This is a genomic window from Rhodanobacter sp. BL-MT-08 (genome assembly GCF_054161255.1).
This window is the reverse complement of the sequence record NZ_CP167872.1, coordinates 2,418,814-2,442,395: the sequence shown is the minus strand read 5'-3', so window position 1 is coordinate 2,442,395 and position 23,582 is coordinate 2,418,814. Positions and strand designations below refer to the sequence as shown.

The window sequence follows — 23,582 nt, the reverse complement described above, 5'->3', positions numbered from 1 at the left end:
TGCAAAAACTCGGGGTGGCAATAGGGGAGGGCAATGCGACGCTGGCTCAGGCGGCCTGACGGCCTTCGAGCTCGTCGACGAGACTCTGGATCTCGGTGCCGCCGGCCATCATGTCGAGCACTTCCTCCTTGCTGATGTCGCTCTTGGCGAAGGTGCCCATCGACTGTCCGCGATTGAGCACGGTGAAGCTGTCGGCGATCGGATAGGCGTGATGCACGTTGTGAGTGATGAAGATCACAGAGATGCCACGCTCGCGCGCCTTGTGTACCAGCTTGAGCACGTTGCAGCTCTGCTTGACGCCGAGCGCGGCGGTCGGCTCATCGAGAATCAGCACCTTGGCGCCGAAATGGATCGCGCGCGCAATCGCCAGGCACTGGCGTTCGCCGCCCGACATCGTGCCGACCGGCTGATGCGGCGAGCGCACGTGGATGCCCATCTCGGCCAGCTTGTCCACCGCGGTGCTGGCCGCCAGCTGCATGTCGAGCACGGGAATCATGCCGAACAGCTTCTTGGTCGGCTCGCGTCCGGCAAAGAAATTGCGCGCCACGCTCATCAGCGGCACCAGGGCCAGATCCTGATACACGGTGGCGATACCGCAATCCAGCGCCTCGCGCGGCGACTTGAAGCTGACCTCTTCGCCTTCGATCAGATAACGGCCTTCGCTGGGCTTGTGCACGCCGGCAAGGGTCTTGATCAGCGTGGACTTGCCCGCGCCGTTGTCGCCGAGCAGGCAGTGCACTTCGCCTCGGCGCAGGCGCAGCGTCACGTCCTTCAGCGAAATCACGGTGCCGAAGAATTTGCTGACGCCTTCGAGCTGCAGGATGTAATCCTCGCTGCCGCTAGGGGTTTTGATTGGGGTATCCATCAGTCGATCCTCACTTGCCGGTCGTTGCGCGCGAGCGGATGTAATGGTTGAACAGCACCGCGAGCAGCAGCATCGCGCCCAGCACCACGCGGTACCAATCGGAATTGACGTTGGTATAGGAAATGCCGATCTGCACCACGCCGAAGATGAGCGCGCCGAAGCAGGCGCCGAGCACCGAGCCATAGCCGCCGGTGAGCAGCGCACCACCGATGACCGCGGCGATGATCGCCTCGAACTCTTTCTGCAGGCCGCGATCGGAAGCCGCCGAGCCCACGTCGGAGACCTGCAGCACCGCGAACAGGCAGGCGCAGAACGCGGTCAGCACGAACAGGCTGATCTTCACCCGGCGTACCGGCACGCCGACGTTCTTCGCCGCGTTGGCGTCGCCGCCGACGGTGAAGATCCAGTTGCCGAAACGCGTCTTGGACAGCACGAAGCCGGCGCCGCAGGCCACCAGCGCCCACCACAGCAGCACCTTCGGCAAACCGGCAACCACCGGCTCACCGCTGGGCAGTTTGTCGATGATGCCGGCATGGGCCATCCAGTTGAACAGACCGTGTAGTGCGGTGCCCTGGAACAGGGCGTGCGTGATCGGATCCTGCGCAATCTTGTCTCCCACGCCGCTGACGATGGTGCTGCCGGCGAACTGCGTCGACAGCACGATGGTGAGGCCGCGCAGGATGAACATGAAAGCCAGCGTGACAATAAAGCTGGGCAGCTTGGTGCGCATCACCAGATAGCCGTTCAGCCAGCCCAGCGCCATGCAGCCGCCGAACGCGAACAGCACGGCCAGCCACATCGGCCAGCCGAAAAACATCGAGGGCACCGCCATCATCATGCCGGCAAAGCCGATCATGGAGCCCAGCGACAGGTCGAATTCGCCGGCGATCATCAGCAGGCAGGCGCCCACGGCGATGATGCCCAGGTACGCGGCAACCTGCGACCAGTTCATGATGCCGTCGAGATTGAACATGCCCGAGTCGCCGGCGAAAACGCCGAAAAACACGAATACCAGAATGGTGGCTGCAATCGACCCAAGTTCGGGTCGGTTCAACAAGGACCGCCATGGCGAGATGCGACGCACTCGCTCATCGCCTGGGGAAACCTCATTAGCGCCAGGCGGCTTCAGGCTGGCGTTCGAGGGAATGGGTTTGGCGAGGGTCATGGCCATATCGGAAGTCGTGGTGCTCATGAAGTCTCCGGCGCTTGCGCGAGGGATGATGTGTGCAGGCGTCGACCGACCGATCGTGGCAAAACGATCGGCCGGTCGAAGCGCTTTAGCGGTACTGGCCGGCGTATTTCTCGACGGTGGCCACGTTGTCCTTGGTGACAAAGGCCGGGCCGGAGCTCACGCCATCGGCGTTGTAGACCGGCGACAGGCCGTACATCTTCAGGCGCATCTGGAACTTCGGATTGGCCTTCAGCGTGGCGATGATCTTGTCCTTGTCCATCGTCTTGTCTTCGTGCGCGATGACCACGGCGGCGATCGACATATAGCCCTGCAGGTAGGGCTGCTGATCGATGGCGAAATTGATCGTGCCGTCCTTGATCGCATTGATGATGCCCGGCGACAGATCGAAGGTGCCGAAGTAGATCTTGCCGTTCAAATGCATCGCCTTCAGCGCCTGCACGGTCGGCTCCGCGGCGTTCGGGCCCAGCGCGAGAATGGCCTGGGTCTTTGGATGGTTGCGCAGGTAGGCCGTGACCTTGCTGTTGACCACGGTCGGGTCCATGCCGCTGTCGATCATCGAGCTCTTGAAGTCAGCACCGATCGCATCGGCAAAGCCCTTGCAGCGCTGGAACGAGGCCTGGTTGGTGGCGTAATGATTGACGCAGACGAAGGACTTGATCCCCAGCGCCTTGGCGCGTTCGCCCGCCGCCTTGCCCGCGGCATATTCGGGCTGGCCGATATGCATGATGGCGCCGAGCTTCTTGCTCTCCTCAATGGTGCCGGAGTTGAAGGTGACGGTGGGAATGCCCTTGGCGGTGATCTTGGCGGCCGGTTTGGCCAGCACGTCGTAATCGGCGATGTCGTAGGCGACGCCGTCGTAGTTGCGCGCGGCCGCCTGTTCCAGCAGGCGGGCCATGTCGGCCAGATCGCCGTTCGGCGGGTTGCGGTAGTCGACCTGCACGCCGAAGTCTTCGCCGGCCTGTTTTACCGAATTCTTGATCGTGTTCCACCAGGAATCCGAATCGGCGCCGTGGCTGACCATGACGTAGCGCTCGCTGGCGTGCGGGCCATCGGCCGCCATTAGCGCCGGCGCAAGGGTGATACCAGCCAGCAGGGTTGCCAGACAGAGGGAAATTTTCCGAAGTTGCATACCACTCTCCAGTCGCGTGGGCCGGGTTTGCCGGCTTGGTTGAGATCGGGCCATGCCTGTTGACAGGCCGGGCGCTGCGAAGCTGGAGCGAGGATGGCCCCCCTTTTTCTGATTTGCAATTTGCATTGCACAATAAAAAAAAGTGGAATAAATATTCCATTCGATGCATAACAGGCGCCTCGCCGCGATTCGACGCGGCGGTCTTTGAGTATGGGCGCATGACAAAAACCAGCGGTGTGGAACAACTGATGCAGCGCATTGCCGAGCAGTTCGACGCGCTGCCGCGGCAGCAGCAGAACGTGGCGCGCTACGTCGAGGAGCAGCGGGCCAACATCATGCTCCAGCGCGTCAACGAGGTCGCCGAGGGCGCCGGCGTGCACGCGTCGGCGGTGGTGCGCTTCGCGCAGCGCTTCGATTTTTCCGGCTACAGCGAGATGCAGGCGGTGTTCCGCAGCGAACACACGGCGCAGGTCACGCCTGCGCGCAGCTACCAGCAGCGCATCCGCCGGGTGATCGAGGACGGCCCCGAACAGATGCAGCCCGCGCAGATGGCGCTGCGTTTTATCGACGCCAGCCGGGCGGGCCTGGACGATCTGGCTGGCGAGTTCGATGCGAAAAGCTTCGAGGACGCGGTCGACCTGCTGGTCAAGGCCGACACGATTTACGTGGTCGCCGTACGCCGCGCTTTTTCCATCGCCAGCTATATCGCCTACGCCCTGCAGCACACGCACAAGCGCGTGCTGCTGGTGAACGGTCTCGGCGGCATGTATCGCGAGCAGATGCGCAGCATCGGCAAGAACGACGTGCTGATCGCGATCAGCTTTCCCCCCTACGGAAAAGAAACTCTCTACTGCGCGCGCATCGCCAGCCAGCACAAGGCCAAGGTGCTGGCGATTACCGAAAGCGGCATGGGCCCGCTGGCCCGCCACGCGAGTGTCCTGCTGAAAGTGCGCGAGGGCAGCGCGTTCGCCTTCCGTGCGCTGACCAGCACCATCTGCCTGTGCCAGGCGCTGTTCGTCGCGCTGGCCTACAAGCTTGAACTGACCGTTGAAGAAACCACCCCCCCTGGAGAATACGATGATTGAAGTAGCCGTTTTTGGCGCCGGCCGTATCGGCAAGATCCACGCCGCCAACGTGGCGCGTCACCCGCAGGCCAAGCTGAAATACGTGGTCGATACGCACGCGCCGTCGGCCGAGGCGCTGGCCGCCGAGCTCGGTGCCACGGTCGTGTCGGTGGAAGATGCGTTGAACGATCCGGCCATTGGCGCCGTAGTGATCGGCTCCAGCACCGACACGCATGCCGATCTGATTCTGCGTTCGGCCGCCGCCGGCAAGGCGATCTTCTGCGAGAAGCCGGTCGATCTCGATGTGCAGCGCGCGCGCGAGTGCGAGGCGGCAGTGAACAAGGCCGGCGTGGTCTGCATGGTCGGCTTTCAGCGTCGCTTCGATCCCACCTTTGCTGCGCTGAAGGCGCGCCTTGAAGCGGGCGAAATCGGCGAAGCCGAGATGCTGGTGATCACCAGCCGCGATCCGTCGCCGCCGCCGGTGTCGTACATCGAGCGCTCCGGCGGCGTGTTCAAGGACATGCTGATCCACGACTTCGACATCTTCCGCTGGATTCTCGGCGGTGAGGCGGTCAGCGTGTATGCCACGGGCGGCAGCCTGGGCTTTCCGGAAGTGGCCGCCGCGGGCGACATCACCCAGGCCATGGTCACCATCCGCACCAGGAGCGGCAGCCTGTGCCAGATCAACACCTCGCGCCGCGCGGCCTACGGTTACGACCAGCGCTTCGAAGTGCTGGGCAACAAGGGTCTGCTGCAGGCCGGCAACGTGCGGCCCACCCAGGTCGTCGCCTGGAGCGAGCAGTCCATCAGCAGCGACAAGCCCGAGCATTTTTTCCTCGAGCGCTACCGCGATGCCTATGCGCTGGAAATCGCGCACTTCTTCGATGCCTTGCATGACGGCACGCCGGTACGCACCACGATCGCCGACGGCATCAAATCGCTGGAGCTGGCCGAGCTGGCCACGCGCTCGTTCAAGGAAGGGAAGGCGCTGGAGTGCTTGATCTGAGAGCGGGGGAACAGGGAACGGGGAACGGGGATGTCCGGTTTCCCGCAAATATCGGCTTGTCGCGTCTAGCCAGTTTGCAGGCGCGGCTCGCGCGCCACTTCACCGAATGACTTTATCGAGTGCATGCATGAATCAGAAAACTCTCAACATCGGCCTGGCAGGACTGGGTCGGCTGGGCCGTCGCTATGCGGAAAACCTGGCGCGCAACGTGCCGCGTGCGCGTCTTGCGGCCGTCTGCAGTCCGGTGCAGGAAGAAATCGACTGGGCGCGCGACACGCTGGGTATTGAAAAAAGTTACGGCGACTACCCCCAGATGCTGGCCGATTCCGGGCTCGACGCCGTTTTTCTGGTGACGCCGACCTCGCTGCACGCCAATCAGATCGAGTTGGCGCTCGATGCAGGCAAGCATGTGTTCTGCGAAAAGCCGCTGTCGCTGGAGCTGGAAGCCTGCCAGCGCACGGTGGCGCACGCGGCACGCTATCCGCATCTGCGTGCCATGGTCGGCTTCGTGCGCCACTTCGATGCCAGTTACCGCGATGCCAAGGCGCAGATCGAGGCGGGCGCCATCGGCAGGCCTTTCATGGTGTATTCGCAGACGGCCGACCTGCTCGATCCCAGCGGCGCCTTCGTCAAGTTCGCGCCGACCAGCGGCGGCCTGTTCCTCGACTGCAGCGTGCACGACGTCGATCTGGCGCGCTGGCTGCTGGGTCGTCCCAAGGCGATTCGCGCGTATGCCGCCGGCACGGTTGCGGTGTATGACGAGCTGAAGGCGCTGGGCGATATCGACAACGGCGTGGCCATCTGCGAATTCGAAAACGGCTGTGTGGCGATGTTCCACGCCTCGCGCACGCAGGCGCACGGCCACGACACGCACACCGACATTATCGGCACCGGCGGCAAGCTCAGCGTCGGCCGCAATCCGCGCATGCACCGCGTGGAAATTTCCGACGCCTACGGCGTTCGCGCGCTCTCCGCACCGAGCTTCTTCGAACGCTTCGGCGAGGCCTTCCACGCGCAGTGCGTGCATTTTGTCGATGCCGTGCTGGACGACACCCCGTTCGATCTCACCCTGGAAGATGCCGCCGAGGCCACGCGCATTGCCATCGCGCTGCGCCAGTCGATGCAGACGCATCAGCCGGTGGCGCTGTAAGAGGTCGTTTCATGATCCCCACGTGGCACGCGTTGAGTCTTGCGCGTGTCGCGCGGACTGATCACGATGCTTATCGATGGCGCATGTACCTGGTCGCAAAGCCGCCATCCGGCGTCATTCGCCGAACGGCTGCCACGTATCGACGACGTGGCCGTTTTCGACGACCTGCAAAGCTCCCGTCTGCAGCAGCGTGCCTTCGGATTGGTGCGGTCGCAAAAACAGGAAGTCGTCGACGTCAAGCGCCGTTTCGTCCGGCCCGGAGAACATCGCCTGGTTGTAGCTGACGCCGAAGTATTTGTTTTCGACGACTCGCGGCGGGGAAACGATAGTGGCGCGCCAGTCGCCGCCGTAGGCGAAATACGTGCGCTGCCGCTGCGTGCGGCCGCCGAACAGCAGCGTCGAAAGCCAGGCAGGGCCGGCCAAACGCGTTCCTTCGAACGCTTTGAGTATGGGCGAGGCGATAAAAACCGCCGGTTCGAAATCGGCAAGCAACGGCAGGTCGAACATGGTGCCCTTGAGCAGGCACGATCCGGCGCTGACTTCGTTCAGCACCGAGTGCGCGCTGCGATGAAGCGAAACCGTGGGGCTGCCGGCGCCGTTCCAGCAGATGTCGGCGGGCAGGTCGGCAAAGACCGAACGCGCGGCCCGCTGAAAGTCGGCATACGCGCGGTTGGCGCGCGCAAAGCTGGCGCTCTGCGATTCGATCAGCGATGGCAGTTTGCCGACAAAAGCGTCGTAACCCATCAGGCCGGCAAACCCGGCTTGCTCGGGGTGGGCGCGCAGTATTTCCAGAAGCTCGACCAGCGCCGCCGTATCGGCGCAGCCGCCGCGATGCAGGCCGACGTCGATCTCGACGTTGATACGCAGGCGGATACCGAGGCCGCGCGCCAGCTCAAGGTACTGCTGCAGGCGCTTCGGCGTGTCGATCAGCCACTGCAGCTGCCGCGCGGGATCGAACGAGGTGGCGCCTAGGTGGTCGTAGAAGTGTGCGGCTGCGGCGACCGGCATCGGCTTGCCCAGCAGCAGATCAGATTCGGGAAACTGCCGCGCGGTCTGTCGCAGCTGCGGTTCGTGGAAAACCATCAGCGCCGAGGTCTCGGTCGCGCGCATCAACGCGTCGAGCATGGCGGGCACGGGCAGGGATTTCTCTACCAGCCGTAGCCGGTTGCCCGGTTTGATCAGAGCCTTCAGCCGCGCTGCGTTGCCCAACATGCGCTCACGGTCGACCACGATGACCGGCCATGCTACTCCTGCATCCTTCAGCGCCTTTTGCAGATCGGCAAAGTAGGGCGCGTGCGCGCGACTCATGCGTCGGCCAAACCGAAGATCGAGCGCAGGTAAGGATTCAAAAACTTGCCGCCGGGGTCGAGCTGCGCCCGTACGCGAAGAAACCGGCCGAAAGTCGGATACATCGCCAGCAGGTCGCGGTGCGTCGCCGTATGCAGCTTGCCCCAGTGGGGTCGGCCGCCGCGGCGGCGCAGAACGGGCTCGACCGCGGCGAACAGCGCTCGATAATCCTGTTTGTAATATTGATGCACGGCGATCGACGCGCGGTTGCCACCTTCGAACGGACTGAGCCAGTGCGTATCGCCGGCCACGAAGCGAAACTCGATCGGGAAAAAGCCCGCCGTGCCGCTGCTGACCGATACGCGGCAGGCCTCGTCCAGCGCCTCGGCCCCGGCGTGGTCGGGCACATGATATTCCATTTCGTTGAAGCGCACGCCGCGTTCGCTGGGAAATATACGCCACGAGTCGCCCACCCGCAGCGTCGGCTTGATGAAGCGAGCCGCCAAGCTTTGTAGAGGCGCGGTGAGGCCGGGCACGGCACGCGTGAGCTCGCTGCACAGGCGCAGCAGGCCATCGGCGGCATCGGCACCCTTTATCTGTGAGTCCGCCGCATCGTCGGTGAGGTCCAAGGTCTTGATCAGGGCCTTTCGGCTGTGTGGAAATACCCACAGCTCAAAATTTCGATGCTCCCGCTTCCAGCGCTCGAGGTCGGCAAGCACGGTGTCTAGCGGCAGCATTTCCACGCGTTCGCGCAGGCGGAAGCTCGGCACATTCTGCAAGGTCGCCTGGCTGATCACGCCCAGCGCACCCAGCGACACGGCGGCGGCATGAAACACATCGCTGTCGCGTTCGGCGCTCGCTGAAAGTACCTCGCCCGTTGCCGTGACAAGGCGCAGCTCAGCCGCGCCGGCCGCGATGCAGGGCAAGCTCGCACCGGTGCCGTGCGTTGCCGTGGACAGAACGCCACCGATGCTTTGCCGGTCGATGTCGCCCATATTCGGCAAGGCTTGCCCAACGGCGTGCAGCAGCGGGCCGCAGTCGAACAGCCGCGTGCCTGCCCACAGCGTTGCGCGATGGGTGTCACGATGGTGATCCACCAGGCCGCTGAGCCGATCCAGCGACACGATGCAGCCACTGGTGGGCACCAGCGGAGTAAACGAATGGCCGGCGCCCACTACGCGCACCTGATCCGCCTTTTGCACGCAGTCGGCGAGCTCGGCTTCCGTCGCGGGCGTGGCCCATTGCGAAGGGCTGGCCGTTTGCGAGCCGGACCAGTTTTTCCAGGGCATTACGGCGCGCATGTCGCCGTTCAAGCCAGTTTGCGCAGTCGTCAACAAGCGAAATTTTCCCGGTGCCCAGAGCCTCCGCCAGTGATACAGCGCGCCATGCCTATCGCACAGGGGTTGCCCGGGGCCAAATCCGGCGGCTTTTCGGGCTGCCCGTTGCATACAGGCTGAGGTTCAACGTTCGCCGTGAGTGCGTAGGGCGCGCAAAACCGCTGCCGGCCAACCGCCTTCACCGCTAGGGTTGCGATGAAGGCAACCGCATCGCGATGAGCGCGCCCGATCAGTCGCGCAGCGGCGCAGAGGGCACGATTTGAGCGCGAGTGGTCGAACGTCGGGCTTGCTGCGCGGCGTTGGCAGAATCGTATTGGCCGAAATAGTCCCCACCGCAAGGCTCCGGTTCGCGGCAGTCTAAGGCCGTGACTGCAGACGCCGTCGAAATTCGCATGCCACTGGAGCATCTCGAGTTACGACGTCACACTTCACTCGATGGGGATCGGAATGTCGCACTTCAATTATCGTCTGGCCGCGTGCCTTCGTCTTGCGCTGAGCGGTAGCCTCGCCGCCTCAAGCCTTCTGGCCACGGCGGCCTTTGCGCAAACCTCGAGTAGTGACATGGCGCCCGCGTCGCCGCCGCCGGCCAAGACATCGACGCCGCAGCCCAGCAGCGCGACCTCGCTGGGCAATGTCACGGTGACCGCGCAGAGCCGCACGCAGGAAGTGCAGGACGTGCCGATTGCCATGCAGATCGTGACCAGCAAGCAGATCAACGCGGTGGAGGCGACCGATCTGAGCAAGATGAATGGCTATATTCCGGGGCTGTACATCAATGCCGATCAGCCCACGCAGCCGCAGTATTCGCTGCGCGGCATCACGGTGACTGATTACGGCATCGGCACCGACTCGCCGATCGGCATCTATGAGGACGGCGTCTATACCGGCAAGACGGGCGGGGCGCTGCTGATTTTCAACGACGTGCAGCGCGTGGAGGTATTGAAAGGGCCGCAGGGAACGCTGTTCGGCCGCAACAGCGCGGGCGGCGCCATCTCGGTGGTGACCAACGAGCCGACGGATACGTTCGGCGGCCAGGTTCGTACGCGCATCGGCGACTACGGCATGCGCTATATCGACGGCGTGCTCAACGTGCCGATATCCAAGGACGTGGCCGGTCGACTGACCTTCGTCGACAACCAGAGCGACGGCTGGTTGCGCGATGCCGGCACCGGGCAGCATTTCGAGAAGAACGACGACTGGGGCCTGCGCGGGCAGCTGCGCTGGAACGCGCCGGGCGACACCGAGGTACGCCTGACGTACGAGCATGAGCATTTGAACCAGCCGTCGCGTCCGGCGATCGGTATCGTGCCGCTGCCCGCCTCACCGGGAACGCCGGTCTTTCCGCCCGACCCGAATACCTATCTCGACCCGCGCAAGGCGCCGCTGTATAACGACGTGATCGGCGGTGCACTGGAAAAACGCACATTTGATGGCACGACCTTGTTCGTCGATCACGACTTCGGCTTCGCCACGCTCAGCTCCACCACCGCCTATCGCCACTTCGCTACGTTCAACCGCGAGGATGCCGACGGCACCAATCGGGAAAACCTGTATTTCGACGACGTCAATATCGAGAAGAACACCAGCTGGGAGCAGGAGCTGAAGCTCTCGGGCCAGACTAGCGTGGCCGACTGGGTTGCCGGGGTCAGCTATTACCACGACAACGCCAGTCAGGCGTCGCCGCTAGATTTCAACACCAGCAGCATCGATACACTGATCAAGCACGTGTCGCCGGTGCCGGGCTCGCCCGACGGTTCGCTTTACGGCTTCCTCAGTCAGGTGCTTCCGGCCTTTGGCATTCCAGCGAATTTCCTGGGCGATCCCTGGCAGGAAACGATGTACAACCGCGGCACCTCGAGCGCGCGCGCAGCGTACGGCGATGTGATCTGGCATCTCAACGACCAGCTCAACCTGACCACCGGCGTGCGTTTTACGCGCGATGAGAAGACCTTCAGCTGGTACAACCCGCCGCGCATCGCCACCGCACTCGATGCCACGCTGGCGCAGCCTGCGGTGGCGGACTTTCTCAACGCGGTGGGCGTGCCGCTGTCGACCTTCCAGCAGAATCTTGAGTTCAACTCACCGGCGGCGACCAACGCGCCGCTGCGGGTCAGCAACAGCTGGACCGATACCAGCCCGCGCGTGGTGCTGGACTATAAGTGGACGCCCAACGTGATGCTTTACGGCTCGGTATCCAAAGGCTACGAAGCTGGCGGTTATAACGGGCAGTTGCCGGGCGCGAGCTATCAGCCGGAAACCGTCTGGAACTACGAGACCGGTATCAAGGCCTATCTGCCCGACTACCGCGTGCTGGTCGACGCCTCGATCTATCACTACAAATATTCGAACCTGCAGTCGCTGACGCTGGAAAATAACGGCAACGGGGCACTGCCGCTGTATGTGGTGACTACCAGCGATCAGGAAGCGACCGGCATGGATGCCGAGGTGCACTGGCAGGCGACCGACGCCCTGCAGTTGAACTTCACCGCGGCCTATATCGATTCGACCTACGAAAAATATATTGCGCCAGACGGCACCAACCTCAGCAACCAGCCGACGGGCGAACCGCTATGGTCGGCCGCGGCCGGCTTCGACTACACCTGGCACGACGTATTCAACGGCGATCTCGTGGCCTCGGTGCAGGATGCCTATCGCGGCAAGACGCGCTGCAATGACGACTCGGTCGCGCAGGCCCAGTGCCTGATCACGCCGACATTCAAGCTCGGCACGGCGCAGAATCGCACCGACGTGCGCGTGTCCTGGTCGGCGCCGCACCAGCCCTGGGGCTTTGCGCTGTTCTCCACCAACGTTTTCGACAAGCGCTATGTGAGCCTGGTCAATACCGTCAGCGCCAGCACGCTGGGCACGCCCTTCGCGTCGATTACGCCCCCACGCATGTTCGGTGTGGAAGCGAGCTACAAGTTCTAGCGATAGCCAGCTTCTGCGTCTGCGCAGACGCATCTGATCAGGCACGCTAGGTCGGCAGGGCGATTTTTCGCACGCGCAGCGGCGGCGGTATATCGCCGAGATGCGACAGCTGGATCAGCACGCCGGCCAGGCTCTTCAGATCCTGCGCGTTGTGATGGGCAACGCGGCGCAGGTTGGCGGCCGAGCCGCCTTTCAGATAGGTAAGCCAGGCGGCGGGCGCCTCGGCGCCGGGCAGGTCGTCTTCGCGCACCACGCCGATCAGCTGCCGTTCGGCGGTGGCGAGCCGGCAGTTTTCCCACACGCCTTTCCAGCGTCGTCGCACCGGATGCAGCAGGTCGAGATGGGCAAGCCCGTGCAAGGGGTTGGCGAGCCGCGCCAGCCGATAGCGCGTCGCCAGCAGCGGGGCGTCGTAGCATTTGCCGTTGTAGCTCACGAGCACGGTGTCGTCGCTGAGCCAGCCGGCGAAGGTGCGCAGCATGGCCGTCTCCGCGGCCATGCTGGTGATGGTGAGCTGGCGGATGCGAAAGCGGCCGTCGATCCAGTCGGCCGCGCCGATCATGAAGGCGCGCGTGCCGGTGCCGCCGGCAAGCCCGGTGGTTTCGGTATCGAAATGCAGCAACCGATCGTGATGCACCGGTTCCATCCGTGCGAACGCGGCATCGATGAGCGTCGGCGGCTGCAGCCAGTCCATCCGCGCCTCGGTGTAGCGCAGGCCCGGCGCGATCTCGTCGCCGGCCACGTCGCGATCGCGCGACGTCAGTCGGGCGGGTCCCTGCTGTTTTATCTGCGCATGGCGAAGCAGCAGGTTGCGCACGTTGGCGGGCATCGCCGGCCTTGCCGCCACGGGCGATGCCGTTGCCTGGCCACTCTGCGCGCGCAGCTGACGCAGTTTTCCCGCGAGTGCGCTCATAGCGCGACCAGCAGTGCCAGCACGCGCAGCGCCAGCGCTTTCGGCGTGGTTGCCGCATCTTCATCCGCGGCCAGCACCGGGCCGACGCAGCCCGGGCAACCGGCACGGCAGTCGCAGCGTTCGATCAGCGTGACCGACTGTGCGATCAGATCCTCGCGTCGATCGAACAGCGGCTCGCTCTGGCCGATGCCGCCGGGGAACGCGTCGTAGAGATACACCGTCGGCGTAAACGGCGCATCGGCCGCCAGCGTCGTGGGCTGGCCGTCGCCACCGCGCAACTGGCCACGACCGCTGATATCGGCGCTGACAAACCACGCACCATCGCCGCTGCCGACGGACTTCTGCAGATCGCGCGCTTCGGCCATCACCGCGACGGTGGCCACGATATGCAGGGCGTAGGCGGCGCCGAGAAAACCATCCAGCGCCTGCTGGCGATCCTCGAACGCGGCGCCCAGCACGTCCTGCGCCAGCTGCCACCACACCGCCGTGGTGTGCAGCTCCTGATCGGGCAGGTTGACCGAGCCGTAGCCGATGTTTTCGTGCGAGTAGAAGCGGATTTTCTTGTAGCCCGGCACGCGGCGTACCACGTGCACCTCGCCGTGATGCGCCTGCCCGCAGCCCGCGTGCGAGGTGTCGAAACAGTCGAGCACCTTGAGTTTGGTGTAGTCGATCGCGTCGGTGTAGTAGTCGACGTGCGTGCGCGTGACATAGGCCTTGCGGCCGTCCCAGTCCAGCCGCTCGACCTGATACGGCACCGACTGGATCATGTGGATCGCGCCTTCGTACAAGGTCACCGGCACGGCGCTGAAATCCACCTCGGCAATAATCGTCTGTCGGCCGTTGGTGCGGTCGACCACGACAAAATTGCCGTCGGCGACCGAGCGCAGCGATACCGCAATCGCCGGGTAGCTGTCGGCAATCCATTCCCAGCGATCGCCTTCGCGATGCAGCACGCCGTCCTCGGCCAGCACGTCCAGCCACGGTGCGGCCACTTCGGTGCCGAACATCTCCTCGCCGATGAAGGGCAGTTCGAACGCCGCGCAGCGGATGTGGTCGAGCAGGATAAGGGGTTGGTCCGGCATGATGCGCGCGTGCTCCGGCGACGCGCCCTGGAAAAACTCCGGGTGCCGCACCAGGTATTGATCGAGCGGATCGCTGCTGGCCACCAGCACGCCCAGCGCCGACTGCTGCCGCCGGCCGGCGCGGCCAAAGCGCTGCCAGGTCGACGCCACCGATCCCGGATAGCCGTTGAGCACCACCACGTCCAGGCTGCCGATATCCACGCCGAGCTCCAGCGCCGAGGTGCTGACGATGCCGTCGATGGAGCCGGCGCGCATCTCGCGTTCGGCGGCGCGGCGCTCCTTCGGCAGATAGCCGCCGCGATAGGCGCGGATGCGCGCGGGCTTGCGCGGATCGTTGTCGAACACGTCTTTCAGATACTTGGTCAGCACTTCGACCATCGTGCGCGACTGTGCGAACACCAGCGTCTTCATGCCGGACTTGATCGCCAGCCGCGCGATGCGGTTGGTCTGCGAGCGCGCCGAGGCGCGCAGGCCGAGATCGGGATTCACTACCGGCGGATTCCACAGCAGCACGTGCTTGTCGCCGGTCGGCGCGCCGCTTTCGGTGATCGCAGTGACGACATCCTCGATCAGCGCCTCGGCATGCTCCTTCGGATTGCCGATGGTGGCCGAGCAGAGAATGAACTGCGGACGCACACCGTAGAACGCGCATACGCGCTTCAGCCGGCGGATCACATTGGCCACGTGCGAGCCGAACACGCCGCGATAGGTATGCACTTCGTCGATCACCACATAGCGCAGGTTCTCGAAGAACTGCGCCCACTTCGTGTGGTGCGGCAGAATCGCCTGGTGCAGCATGTCCGGATTGCTGACCACGATATCGCCGTGCAGCCGGATCGCCTGGCGCGCGTCGCCCGGCGTGTCGCCGTCGAAGGTAAACGCCTTGACGCCCAGCTCGCCGGCCTGGTTGAGCTCCAGCAGCTCGGCCACCTGATCCTGCGCCAGCGCCTTGGTCGGAAACAGGTACAGTGCCTTGGCGTGCTGCGTCATGGCCGCGGTGATGACGGGCAGGGTGTAGCACAGGGACTTGCCCGATGCGGTCGGCGTCACCACCGCCGCGTGATCGCCCGCCTGCGCCGCTGCCCACGCCTGCGCCTGATGGCTGTAGAGCCGATCGATGCCGCGTGATCGGAGGGCCTGGGCCAGCGCCGGCGGCAGATCGTCCGGCAGCGGCGCATACGAGCCCTTGCAGCCGGGAACAACAAACGCGCCGGTGATTCGTGCCGCGTACCGCTTGGTCAGCCGCTGCGCCAGCGTGCGCCCGTCGCTGGGACCGCGGAGTACAAGGGAGTCGGCGGCGTGGTATCGATCGAGCTGGGCGTTCATGGGCAAGTCCTGGCGGCTCGCCTTATTGAACGGACAGCCCGTCTCACCAAGTGAGATCGCCGCACCATGCGCCTTGCGTGATGGCAGCCAACGGCAAAGAAATCCCACGGCCAGCAATGATCAAGAGGCTTGCGGCCGTCGCCGGCCAGCGCGAGTTATGCAAGCTCACCTGACGTACGGCGCCCGGCCGCAAGCCTCTTGATCATCACGTGCAGCCGGACAAGTATCCCCGTAACAACGTAAACCCCGGATAACAGCGCGATGACAATTCGTATAGAACCCGTAATTTCAGAGTCCACCGAGCATCACGGCAAAGGTGCAGCAAGCCGGAGATCATCACGGCGAAAAAAAAACGGCCGCGTGGGCCGTTTTTTTCCAATCAATCGTCGCAAACCTTAGTCGCGGCTGGCGGTTAAACGGCCGATCAGGAATGCGACGCCGGCAGCGATAAGCACCTTGTTCAGCGGGCGGTCGGATGCCCAGTCACGCACGCGTTCGATGATGTCGCCTGCGGCAGCTTCCACATCGCCGGCGGCTGCGCGAGCCTTGCCCTCGGCCTGCTGATCGGCGTCGCCGGTCAAAGCACCCGCCGCATCCTGAATGCGGCCCGCGACTTTGTTGATGGTGCCCTCGACTTGATGATCGTTCATGGGTAGTGACCTTTGAGTTGGGTTGACGTGGGCGCAGACGATGCAAGAAGCGTCGTGAAGAACATAGAAAAGCCGACGTCGTCCGTATCTCACTGTTCAGGATAACTCCCAGAGTGAAGGGTCGTGCGACCCACCAAGCCGCGCCGTGTTTCCAACAATGATCAGGCCGACAAGCGCTGGCACGGCACCACGCGCGGATATTCCTTTCGCATCACGCTGCTGTGCGAAGGCCAATGCTGACTGCCAGCACCATCTGTCAGGAGCGCCGAACGAAAAATCAGAAAACCAACGCAGAGAAAAGTGCCGAGCGACTGGAGGCTATCGAAATCGCCGACAAACGTACCAAGTTGACGCCGGACGATCTGGCTCGAAACGTCGGGGCTGAAACGGATGGCGATCCCGGTACCCCCGGCACGCCGCAAGGCGACGGCAATTCGCAGCGGAGCGGCGATGAAGATATGTCGAGCAATTCAGGAACAAGCGCCGATCAGTAAGCACTAAGCGAATAGTCATTTAACGGAGCAGGGCGTTTTGAACAAAATGACAGCGCTACTGTTACGTTCTGCTCACGCAAACCCTTCGATACTGGCCCCGCCGGTCAAGGTAGCTTCTCTGCCTCGCCACGGATGACGAGTTCCGGCAATGCACACCGCGCAGCCCTCACTGCGTAAAAGCCGCCCAGCAACGGGCGGCTTTTTTGATCTGCCCGGGACCTCCTCGGGTGACGTGGTGTCATTCGTGAGCACGAATATGAAGGTGTGCGCTTCACGAGTGGATATTCAGTCGGCCTAACGGTCATTGCTAATACAAGCGCCCGTCAGCGCACTCTCTGCAAACGCGTTGTCGGCAGCTGCCACCGGCGGCATTTATTCTTCTTATAGCCGTTGGCGAAAAGCTCGGCACGCGTCGTCGACGCCATGGTGAGGGTCGGCAGGGATTCATACAAAAACAGGCATTTAGGCTTCCAAGCTATTGATCTGATGAAATAAATGCTGTTGCCGACTTTTTTTGAAAAAGTCAGCGATGCGCTTACCGAGGCATAAGGTCTGGCCGCGATTCCGAAGCTTTCGCAGGACTGTAACTATCTGGCTTTCCTGACTCTGGTGGCGAGGAATTATCCGCACCAAGTTACTTGTTGAAGAGAACTTCAAATCTTGGGCCATGGCATCGCTTATATTTACTACCGCTTCGGCATAAACACGAATCGTGGTCGCGCAGCCCTAAGAAAGGTCTGATCAACCCGACTTCGTAGGCGTCGTCATTCTTCGGCTTGACGCACGACTCCGGTGAGTGACATCCATGCGGTTGGACGGCGAATGCTCGCCGCGTTTTGGCCGCATTTCGCTGCCAAAACACGGCCTTCAGGCGCACTTATCTTGTCTTTGCAAGCAAATACTCGCGGGACATCCACAGGTTGCTCAACGCAAACAGCGTCAGCACCTGTGCACCGTTCTTGGCCAGGCCACGATAGCGCGCTTTGACGTGACCGAATTGCCGCTTGATCACGCGGAACGGGTGTTCGACGACAGCGCGGATCGATGCCTTGATGTGCTCGATCTGTTCGGTCAACTCGCGCAAGGTCTCATCATCGATCGCCTTGACCTTGCTCCGCTTGGCGGCGATATACCACTGGCGCCCACGCTTGGCCTTGGCGTAGTTCTGCGCGCCGATGTAGCCGGCGTCGCCAAACACGGCCCGCTCCTTGCCGTGTAGCAGATCGCCCACCTGGGTGACATCGCCTACGTTGGCCGCTGTCGTCACCACGCTGTGAACCAGGCCAGTGGCTTCGTCCACACCAATGTGGGCCTTCATGCCGAAGTACCACTGATTCCCTTTCTTGGTCTGGTGCATCTGCGGGTCGCGCGCCTTGTCCCGATTCTTCGTCGACGAGGGCGCACCCAGGATCGTCGCATCGACGATCGTGCCCTGCGAGAGCTTCAGCCCTTGATGGTGCAGATGCCGGTTCACCGCTTCGAACAGCGTCTTGACCAGCCCGTGCTTTTCCAGCAGGTGGCGGAACTTGCACACCGTCGTTTCATCCGGCGCCGGCTCGCGCCCCAGATCGATGCCCACGAACCGCCGCATCGACGCGGAGTCGTACAAGGCTTCCTCCACCGCCGGATCGCTCAGCGCGTACCACTGCTGCAGAAAGTGGATGCGCAGCATGCGCTCCAAACCCACGGCCGGTCGGCCGCCGCCATCGGCGCGTGGCTTGGGGTAGAACGGCTCGATCACCGCGCACAGCTGCGACCACGGCACGACCTTGTCCATCTCCGCCAAGAACACATCGCGTCGTGTCGCCTTGCGGTGAGCTTCAAACCCACCGTCGACTTGCGTCGCCAAGGTCAGCTGATCGGTCATCGTCTACACTCTCTCGCATCGGGTGCATGCTTCGACAACGAAGCAAAATCAGAGTTTCCCTAATGAAATAGACTGACCGAGAAAGCTCTGCGCTGCTATCAGCGGCTCGATCTCATGCGCCGGAACGCTGACGTGCCCGTACTGAGCGGCGCGCTCGCTGCGATTCATGACCTGGACGATGGCTTCTGACGCCCTGATGAAGTGTCGAATGAGCAAATCGTCCCGCGCAGGGAGCCGGACGTTATCTATAACAACGCCGGTATACGTGCGCCGAGCGTCGGATAGAAACAAGATCGTATCCTCTCCATGTAACTTAGGCGTGATGTCGATCAGCTTCCCCTCGGGCGAAACCCAGACAGCATGAAACTCCGCCTCCACCAGGACATGCGGCCATTCCCAGATCTGCCAGCCGCAAAGCATGTGTCCACCCGAACGCACGATCTTGGCCGCTACATTAGGAAAACATTCGTTGACCACGGCGTCAGCGTCGGGTCGCACCGTTACATAAGCAGCGTTTCCACCGGGAACGACTTTCGTGATCAGCTTTTGGACGTGTCGAGTGATACGTGCCGGCGTGATGGTTTTCAAATAAGAAGACTCCAACGTTGATGGGGTTACACCCGCCAGGATCGTGCCCCTTTAAGCAGCTTTTATGGGACCGGTGCCGATTCATTCGTCGACGGCATGTCGCCCGCTGGATCTTTGGGTTTGAGCTGGGCCAGCAATGCCTCAATCGCCTGTAGCCGGTCTTCGCGGCGATTCTGTTCCTCGATCTCTACGCTCCGCGCCTGTCGTTCTAAGACCAATTCTGCCCTGACCCGTTCAAGCTCGGCCCGAAGTTGGTCGCTTTCGTGAGTAGCTTGCAACCGCTGCTGGCCAAGCAGTTCATTTTGCCGTTTTAGGTCGGGTACGTCTTTGGCAATCTTGGAAACCTGATCGTATTCGCGTCGCAACGCGCGTAGCGCGTTTTCGCTATGGCCATGGAGTTCAGTGAGCCGCGCATTATCACGGTTGAGTTGCATGGCGTCGTGATTCTTGGCGGTGATCAACTCGTTGGCTTGCCGTAGCTCGACCTGCAGCTGCTGCACCTGATGTTCGTGGCGACGCGATTCCGCGTCTCGCTGTTCCTTGGCTGATTGCCGGAAATGCTCCAAGGCCTCGCGGGCTTGGCTGTGCTTTTGTTCGACCGACTGGATATGGGACGCCTGTTCGACAAGGCGTGCATCGAGACCGGCCAGCCGCTCTTCCAATGTCCTGACCTGTGTCGTGCGCTCTTGCAGTTGCGCCAAGGCTTCTTGGTGCAAGCGCGCGGTCTCCTGAAGCGTAGTTTCGGTCCGCTGCAGCCGATCGCTCAGGGCGCGACCCTCGCGCTCCTGGTTGGCCAGCGCTTCGGCGGCCTTTTGAGTTGCCATATCAAACTGGGTTTTAGCCTCGGCAATGCGGGTGTCCGCTTCTTCAGCGAGCCGTGCCGAAAGTTGCGCGACCAAGGTACGTAAGGCATCACTGATCACGAGACCGGATGGTGGCGCTAATGAATCCTCGGCCTCCAGTTCTTTGAGATACCGATGGATGGTGCTCTTGGATCCGGTGTTGCCGAGGGCAATGCGGACGGCATCAACGGAGGGGTGCTTGCCTTGCGCGATCAAGCTGTCGCGGGCCGTCTCGACCTCGGTCTTATATAAGCCTGCGCGTGCCATTGCCGCCTCTCCCATGAATAACGTAATACGTTACATACCATGTAATTACGTAATACTCAACAGCAATTGTTCAGCAATTATAGCCTTGAAAATGACATGGGATAATGTTGGATTATCCCGCCTTGGCCGTCTTCCGGTGGAATGTTCAAGGAATCTCAGTACGAAACCCTCGATGATCAAGGTGATTAGCTTGTACAGCTGCCGGCTTCCGATCATGGAGCAATGACTTCGCCGTCATCTTTAGTAAATGGACTGGGGAGTGGTGGCATGGTCTGCAGCACGACTTCCGAAGGCCGGCAAAGACGTGTTCCGCGATCAGTGACGACGAAAGGTTGGTTGATCAGGATCGGATGCGTCAATATGCAACGATGACGGCCTCATCGCTGATTCCAGGCTCGCCCAGACCCAGCTCGGCGAAGGGTGTTCTCTTTTCAGGCAAAGACTCTCGCGGCTTCAGCATGGCTTCGTCGATAAGCTGAATTAGTGCTCTCTACCGGGCGGCGTCTTTAGGTATTCGATAACCGTTGGCTCGATACCGGCATGACGAAGAATCGCCAACGTGTTGGGCGAAGTGCCACAACTGGGGTTGTGATAAATCGTGGCGCTGGGTCTTAATCATGATCAGCAAGCTCCGGTGGTACAGCAACCGGCTTTGGCCATATCTAACGTGGGAGCAAATGGCGCTACCTCGATGACGTGGGCGGCGGCCGATAGGGAGCGAGCTTCGGTGGCACCTTTTCGCTCGCTGTACCGATCTATCAGGTAGTCGCTACGGTCGCGAATCATCAGAGTGAACTTGAACAGTTCTTCCATCACGTCAACTACGCGGTCGTAGTAAGCCGATGGCTTCATGCGACCGGTATCGTCGAACTCCTGCCATGCCTTGGCCACAGATGACTGGTTGGGGATGGTCACCATACGCATCCAGCGACCGAGTAAGCGCAGCGCATTGACCACGTTGAATGACTGTGAACCACCGCAGACCTGCATTACCGCCAGGGTGCGGCCTTGCGTCGGTCGCACGCTGCCATCCTCCAGCGGTAGCCAGTCAATCTGGTTCTTGAAGACGCCTGTCACTGCGCCATGGCGCTCCGGGCTTACCCACACCTGACCCTCAGACCACAGCGATAACGCGCGCAACCTTTGGACTTTGGGATGGCTCGCCGGCACGCTGTCGAGCATCGGCAAATCGTGGGGGTCGAACACCCGTGTCTCGGCACCGAAGCATTGCAGAATGCGCTGGGCCTCCCGCGCGAGCTTCCGACTGAACGCCTGCGGCCGCAGTGACCCGTAGAGGATCAGTATGCGCGGCGGATGGTCCGCACCGGCGGGAAGCGCCAGCTTGGCGAGACTGGGGATGTCCATCGCCTGACGCGCGATGTTCGGCAGGTCGTGCACGGTCATGAGCTGTCGCCCTGTTGCATGAATTCGATGATTCTACCATTATGGAAACGTCGAGAGCTTATCCACACACGAGTCTGTCTCATGAACCCCTGCCGCGTCCTGTTCATCTGCACGGGCAACTCCGCCCGCAGCATCCTCTCAGAAGCCACGCTCAACTATCTGGGCCATGGTCGCTTCGAAGCATTCAGCGCCGGAAGCCAACCCACCGGGCGCGTGAATCCGTATGCGCTGGACACGCTGGCGGCAGCGGGCATGCCGTGCGGCAACCTATCGAGCAAGTCGTGGGATCGGTTCGTCGGTGAGGGTGCTCCGCCGTTGGATATCGTCATCACGGTTTGCGACAGCGCGGCCAAGGAACCATGCCCGGTGCTCTTCGGGGACTTTGTGCGCGCCCATTGGGGTCTCGCTGATCCTGCCAGTGCCACGGGTAGCCCTGCAGCCATCGGGGAGGCTTTTCGGGATGCCCATGCGCTGATCACGCACCGGATTGAAGCCATGTTGGCGCTGCCGGTCGAAACGATGTGTAAGGCAGAATTGAGGGCCGCACTCGACAGAATCGGCGACATCACGGACGCGAAGAGCGGCAGCAGGAACGTCGGATGAGTCAGGTCACTGCGCAAGCCGGTATGCCCGAAGAACCGAAGGCAGGCTCCATAGGATTCTTCGAGCGCTATCTGACCGTCTGGGTGCTGCTGTGCATCGTGGTCGGTACGCTGCTCGGTCACCTCCTGCCGGATGCTTTCGCGGCTCTGGGGAGCATGCAGGTCGCCCAGGTGAACTTGCCCGTCGCCGTGTTGATCTGGTTGATGATCATCCCGATGCTGCTGAAGATCGACTTCGGCGCTCTGGCCGGCGTGCGCAAGCAGTGGAAGGGTATCGGCGTCACTCTGTTCATCAACTGGGCGGTGAAGCCGTTCTCGATGGCGTTGCTCGGCTGGATATTTATCCGTCATGTCTTCGCGGCCTACCTACCTGCGGGCCAGCTGGATTCCTACGTGGCGGGCCTGATCCTGTTGGCGGCTGCGCCGTGTACCGCCATGGTATTCGTCTGGAGCAACCTGTGCGGGGGCGAACCGAACTTCACGCTCACGCAGGTAGCCGTCAACGACGCCATCATGGTCGTCGCGTTCGCGCCCATCGTCGCCATGCTGCTTGGCATCTCCGCGATCACCGTCCCGTGGAACACCCTGATTCTCTCGGTCGTTCTGTACATCATCGTGCCCGTCATCATCAGCCTTGTGCTGCGCCGCTGGGTACTCGCCAGCGGTGGGCCGACAGCGCTACAAACCGTACTCGATCGGCTGGGGCCAATCTCACTCGTCGCGCTGTTACTGACCTTGGTCCTTCTCTTCGGCTTTCAGGGGCAGCAGATACTCGCGCAGCCGTTCGTGATCGCCATGCTTGCCGTGCCGATCTTGATCCAGGTTTATTTCAACTCGGGGTTGGCCTACCTGCTCAATCGAGCTTTCGGTGTCCCGCACTGCGTGGCCGCTCCCTCAGCGCTGATCGGCGCAAGCAACTTCTTTGAGCTGGCCGTGGCCACCGCCATCGGCTTATTTGGTGTGCATTCCGGGGCGGCTCTGGCGACCGTGGTCGGCGTGCTCATTGAGGTGCCCGTCATGCTCTCGGTGGTCCGCATCGTCACCGTGAGTAAGCCTTGGTACGAAACGCGCGCTTTCTAACCGGAGATCACCATGCAAGGCCAATACAACGTGTTGTATGTATGCACGGGGAACTCAGCGCGGAGCATTCTCGCCGAAGCGACGACCAACCACTTTGGGCGCGGAAAGTTTCACGCTTACAGCGCAGGCAGTCATCCCAAGGGCTTTATCTATCCCGAGACATTGGAGGTACTGCGTTCCGTTGACCTGCCTATCGACGGTTTGCACAGCAAGAGCTGGCATAAGTTCACCCAGCCTGACGCGCCAGCGATGGATTTCGTAATCACGGTTTGCGATCACGTGGTGGGCGAGGTTTGCCCCGCGTGGCCCGGTGCGCCCATCACTGCGCACTGGAGTATCCCTGATCCCGCCAAGGCCCAAGGCGATGCCCAGAAGGTACTGAAGGCCTTCTTGCTGGCCCGTAACCTCTTGCAGCAACGCATCAGCCTCCTGCTGAACTTGAACATCGCCGCTCTGGACCGGCTGGCGGTGTCGAGCCGTCTGGAAGCTATGGGCAACTCACCGGATTAGTG

The 23,582-nt window shown here is 62.3% G+C and carries 21 protein-coding genes and 1 pseudogene; 8 read left to right on the top strand and 14 right to left on the bottom strand.

The annotated features are described in order from the left end of the window. Positions 1–46: 46 nt before the first annotated feature. The 3 genes from ACDK93_RS10700 to ACDK93_RS10690 all read right to left on the bottom strand — a co-directional run bounded on the left by ACDK93_RS10700 (position 47) and on the right by ACDK93_RS10690 (position 3,186). The gene (locus tag ACDK93_RS10700) at positions 47–865 is read right to left on the bottom strand and encodes an ATP-binding cassette domain-containing protein (protein WP_458068526.1); all 819 of its coding nucleotides are present in this window, start codon (positions 863–865) and stop codon (positions 47–49) included. 10 nt (positions 866–875) lie between these two features. Then, positions 876–2,057, bottom strand: coding sequence for an ABC transporter permease (locus ACDK93_RS10695; protein ID WP_458068524.1), 1,182 nt, complete (start codon positions 2,055–2,057; stop codon positions 876–878). Positions 2,058–2,142: 85 nt separating this feature from the next. After that, positions 2,143–3,186: a sugar ABC transporter substrate-binding protein gene (locus ACDK93_RS10690; RefSeq protein ID WP_458068522.1), complete on the bottom strand. Its 1,044-nt coding sequence runs from the start codon at positions 3,184–3,186 to the stop codon at positions 2,143–2,145. Between the two features lie 218 nt (positions 3,187–3,404). Here ACDK93_RS10690 and ACDK93_RS10685 point away from each other — a divergent pair, with 218 nt between their 5' ends. From ACDK93_RS10685 to ACDK93_RS10675, 3 genes are all read left to right on the top strand, one after another. Beyond that, positions 3,405–4,271 carry a MurR/RpiR family transcriptional regulator gene (locus ACDK93_RS10685; RefSeq protein WP_458068521.1) on the top strand — a complete coding sequence of 289 codons (867 nt, stop codon included), beginning with the start codon at positions 3,405–3,407 and terminating at the stop codon, positions 4,269–4,271. Beyond that, a complete protein-coding gene (gene iolG / locus ACDK93_RS10680; protein ID WP_458068520.1) occupies positions 4,264–5,256 on the top strand; it encodes an inositol 2-dehydrogenase in 993 nt (330 codons plus the stop codon). Before ACDK93_RS10685 ends, iolG begins: the two co-directional genes overlap by 8 nt. A 127-nt stretch (positions 5,257–5,383) precedes the next feature. Beyond that, complete coding sequence (locus ACDK93_RS10675; protein WP_458068518.1) at positions 5,384–6,406, top strand: Gfo/Idh/MocA family oxidoreductase; 1,023 nt, start codon at positions 5,384–5,386, stop codon at positions 6,404–6,406. A 114-nt stretch (positions 6,407–6,520) separates the two neighbouring features. On the opposite strand, the gene ACDK93_RS10670 is transcribed toward ACDK93_RS10675, so the two are convergent. Together ACDK93_RS10670 and ACDK93_RS10665 are read right to left on the bottom strand one after the other, a co-directional pair. Further along, positions 6,521–7,714, bottom strand: coding sequence for an alanine racemase (locus ACDK93_RS10670; protein ID WP_458068516.1), 1,194 nt, complete (start codon positions 7,712–7,714; stop codon positions 6,521–6,523). Beyond that, on the bottom strand, positions 7,711–8,994 hold the full coding sequence (locus tag ACDK93_RS10665; RefSeq protein WP_458068514.1) for a D-arabinono-1,4-lactone oxidase: 1,284 nt from the start codon (positions 8,992–8,994) through the stop codon (positions 7,711–7,713). Before ACDK93_RS10665 ends, ACDK93_RS10670 begins: the two co-directional genes overlap by 4 nt. Positions 8,995–9,477: 483 nt before the next feature. Between ACDK93_RS10665 and ACDK93_RS10660 the strand changes: the two genes are divergently transcribed. Then, entirely contained in the window at positions 9,478–11,958 is a 2,481-nt protein-coding gene (locus tag ACDK93_RS10660; RefSeq protein ID WP_458068513.1) for a TonB-dependent receptor, read from the top strand. 46 nt (positions 11,959–12,004) lie between these two features. On the opposite strand, the gene ACDK93_RS10655 is transcribed toward ACDK93_RS10660, so the two are convergent. From ACDK93_RS10655 to ACDK93_RS10645, 3 genes are all read right to left on the bottom strand, one after another. After that, a complete protein-coding gene (locus ACDK93_RS10655) occupies positions 12,005–12,868 on the bottom strand; it encodes a ribonuclease H-like domain-containing protein (protein WP_458068511.1) in 864 nt (287 codons plus the stop codon). Continuing rightward, a complete protein-coding gene (locus ACDK93_RS10650) occupies positions 12,865–15,276 on the bottom strand; it encodes a DEAD/DEAH box helicase (RefSeq protein WP_458068510.1) in 2,412 nt (803 codons plus the stop codon). The genes ACDK93_RS10655 and ACDK93_RS10650 overlap by 4 nt, the downstream gene beginning before the upstream one ends. Before the next feature lie 395 nt (positions 15,277–15,671). Next, positions 15,672–15,926, bottom strand: a complete 255-nt coding sequence (locus ACDK93_RS10645; protein WP_458068508.1) for a CsbD family protein — start codon at positions 15,924–15,926, stop codon at positions 15,672–15,674. A 233-nt stretch (positions 15,927–16,159) separates the two neighbouring features. Between ACDK93_RS10645 and ACDK93_RS10640 the strand changes: the two genes are divergently transcribed. Continuing rightward, positions 16,160–16,420 carry a hypothetical protein gene (locus ACDK93_RS10640; protein WP_458068506.1) on the top strand — a complete coding sequence of 87 codons (261 nt, stop codon included), beginning with the start codon at positions 16,160–16,162 and terminating at the stop codon, positions 16,418–16,420. 634 nt (positions 16,421–17,054) lie between these two features. Here the strand turns inward: ACDK93_RS10640 and ACDK93_RS10635 are convergent. The 6 genes and pseudogenes from ACDK93_RS10635 to arsH form a co-directional block, all read right to left on the bottom strand. After that, positions 17,055–17,282 (bottom strand): SEC-C metal-binding domain-containing protein, encoded by a 228-nt coding sequence (locus ACDK93_RS10635; RefSeq protein WP_458072423.1) that lies wholly within the window; start codon positions 17,280–17,282, stop codon positions 17,055–17,057. Between the two features lie 15 nt (positions 17,283–17,297). After that, positions 17,298–18,287: an IS5 family transposase gene (locus tag ACDK93_RS10630; RefSeq protein WP_458068505.1), complete on the bottom strand. Its 990-nt coding sequence runs from the start codon at positions 18,285–18,287 to the stop codon at positions 17,298–17,300. A 48-nt stretch (positions 18,288–18,335) separates the two neighbouring features. Next, entirely contained in the window at positions 18,336–18,875 is a 540-nt protein-coding gene (locus ACDK93_RS10625; protein ID WP_458068503.1) for a zinc chelation protein SecC, read from the bottom strand. A 62-nt stretch (positions 18,876–18,937) separates the two neighbouring features. Then, positions 18,938–19,984 (bottom strand): DNA-binding protein, encoded by a 1,047-nt coding sequence (locus tag ACDK93_RS10620; protein ID WP_458068502.1) that lies wholly within the window; start codon positions 19,982–19,984, stop codon positions 18,938–18,940. Positions 19,985–20,196: 212 nt separating this feature from the next. After that, positions 20,197–20,581: pseudogene (gene arsC / locus ACDK93_RS10615) on the bottom strand (arsenate reductase (glutaredoxin)). A gap of 24 nt (positions 20,582–20,605) precedes the next feature. Then, a complete protein-coding gene (gene arsH / locus ACDK93_RS10610) occupies positions 20,606–21,388 on the bottom strand; it encodes an arsenical resistance protein ArsH (RefSeq protein WP_458068501.1) in 783 nt (260 codons plus the stop codon). Positions 21,389–21,469: 81 nt separating this feature from the next. On the opposite strand from arsH, the gene ACDK93_RS10605 reads away from it, so the two are divergent. The 3 genes from ACDK93_RS10605 to ACDK93_RS10595 are packed head-to-tail and all read left to right on the top strand — an operon-like array spanning position 21,470 to position 23,580. Further along, complete coding sequence (locus ACDK93_RS10605; RefSeq protein ID WP_458068500.1) at positions 21,470–21,991, top strand: arsenate reductase ArsC; 522 nt, start codon at positions 21,470–21,472, stop codon at positions 21,989–21,991. Then, the gene (gene arsB, locus ACDK93_RS10600; protein ID WP_458068499.1) at positions 21,988–23,070 is read left to right on the top strand and encodes an ACR3 family arsenite efflux transporter; all 1,083 of its coding nucleotides are present in this window, start codon (positions 21,988–21,990) and stop codon (positions 23,068–23,070) included. The genes ACDK93_RS10605 and arsB overlap by 4 nt, the downstream gene beginning before the upstream one ends. Before the next feature lie 12 nt (positions 23,071–23,082). After that, positions 23,083–23,580, top strand: coding sequence for an arsenate reductase ArsC (locus tag ACDK93_RS10595; protein ID WP_458068498.1), 498 nt, complete (start codon positions 23,083–23,085; stop codon positions 23,578–23,580). Positions 23,581–23,582: the final 2 nt, after the last annotated feature.

Coding starts and splice junctions, on each gene's coding strand:
- arsH (WP_458068501.1), bottom strand. CDS start 21,388: ATGACCGTGCACGACCTGCCGAACATCGCGCGTCAGGCGATGGACATC.
- ACDK93_RS10670 (WP_458068516.1), bottom strand. CDS start 7,714: ATGAGTCGCGCGCACGCGCCCTACTTTGCCGATCTGCAAAAGGCGCTG.
- ACDK93_RS10660 (WP_458068513.1), top strand. CDS start 9,478: ATGTCGCACTTCAATTATCGTCTGGCCGCGTGCCTTCGTCTTGCGCTG.
- ACDK93_RS10695 (WP_458068524.1), bottom strand. CDS start 2,057: ATGAGCACCACGACTTCCGATATGGCCATGACCCTCGCCAAACCCATT.
- ACDK93_RS10690 (WP_458068522.1), bottom strand. CDS start 3,186: ATGCAACTTCGGAAAATTTCCCTCTGTCTGGCAACCCTGCTGGCTGGT.
- ACDK93_RS10685 (WP_458068521.1), top strand. CDS start 3,405: ATGACAAAAACCAGCGGTGTGGAACAACTGATGCAGCGCATTGCCGAG.
- ACDK93_RS10595 (WP_458068498.1), top strand. CDS start 23,083: ATGCAAGGCCAATACAACGTGTTGTATGTATGCACGGGGAACTCAGCG.
- ACDK93_RS10665 (WP_458068514.1), bottom strand. CDS start 8,994: ATGCGCGCCGTAATGCCCTGGAAAAACTGGTCCGGCTCGCAAACGGCC.
- ACDK93_RS10620 (WP_458068502.1), bottom strand. CDS start 19,984: ATGGCACGCGCAGGCTTATATAAGACCGAGGTCGAGACGGCCCGCGAC.
- ACDK93_RS10675 (WP_458068518.1), top strand. CDS start 5,384: ATGAATCAGAAAACTCTCAACATCGGCCTGGCAGGACTGGGTCGGCTG.
- arsB (WP_458068499.1), top strand. CDS start 21,988: ATGAGTCAGGTCACTGCGCAAGCCGGTATGCCCGAAGAACCGAAGGCA.
- ACDK93_RS10630 (WP_458068505.1), bottom strand. CDS start 18,287: ATGACCGATCAGCTGACCTTGGCGACGCAAGTCGACGGTGGGTTTGAA.
- ACDK93_RS10655 (WP_458068511.1), bottom strand. CDS start 12,868: ATGAGCGCACTCGCGGGAAAACTGCGTCAGCTGCGCGCGCAGAGTGGC.
- ACDK93_RS10640 (WP_458068506.1), top strand. CDS start 16,160: ATGCTGACTGCCAGCACCATCTGTCAGGAGCGCCGAACGAAAAATCAG.
- iolG (WP_458068520.1), top strand. CDS start 4,264: ATGATTGAAGTAGCCGTTTTTGGCGCCGGCCGTATCGGCAAGATCCAC.
- ACDK93_RS10645 (WP_458068508.1), bottom strand. CDS start 15,926: ATGAACGATCATCAAGTCGAGGGCACCATCAACAAAGTCGCGGGCCGC.
- ACDK93_RS10650 (WP_458068510.1), bottom strand. CDS start 15,276: ATGAACGCCCAGCTCGATCGATACCACGCCGCCGACTCCCTTGTACTC.
- ACDK93_RS10605 (WP_458068500.1), top strand. CDS start 21,470: ATGAACCCCTGCCGCGTCCTGTTCATCTGCACGGGCAACTCCGCCCGC.
- ACDK93_RS10700 (WP_458068526.1), bottom strand. CDS start 865: ATGGATACCCCAATCAAAACCCCTAGCGGCAGCGAGGATTACATCCTG.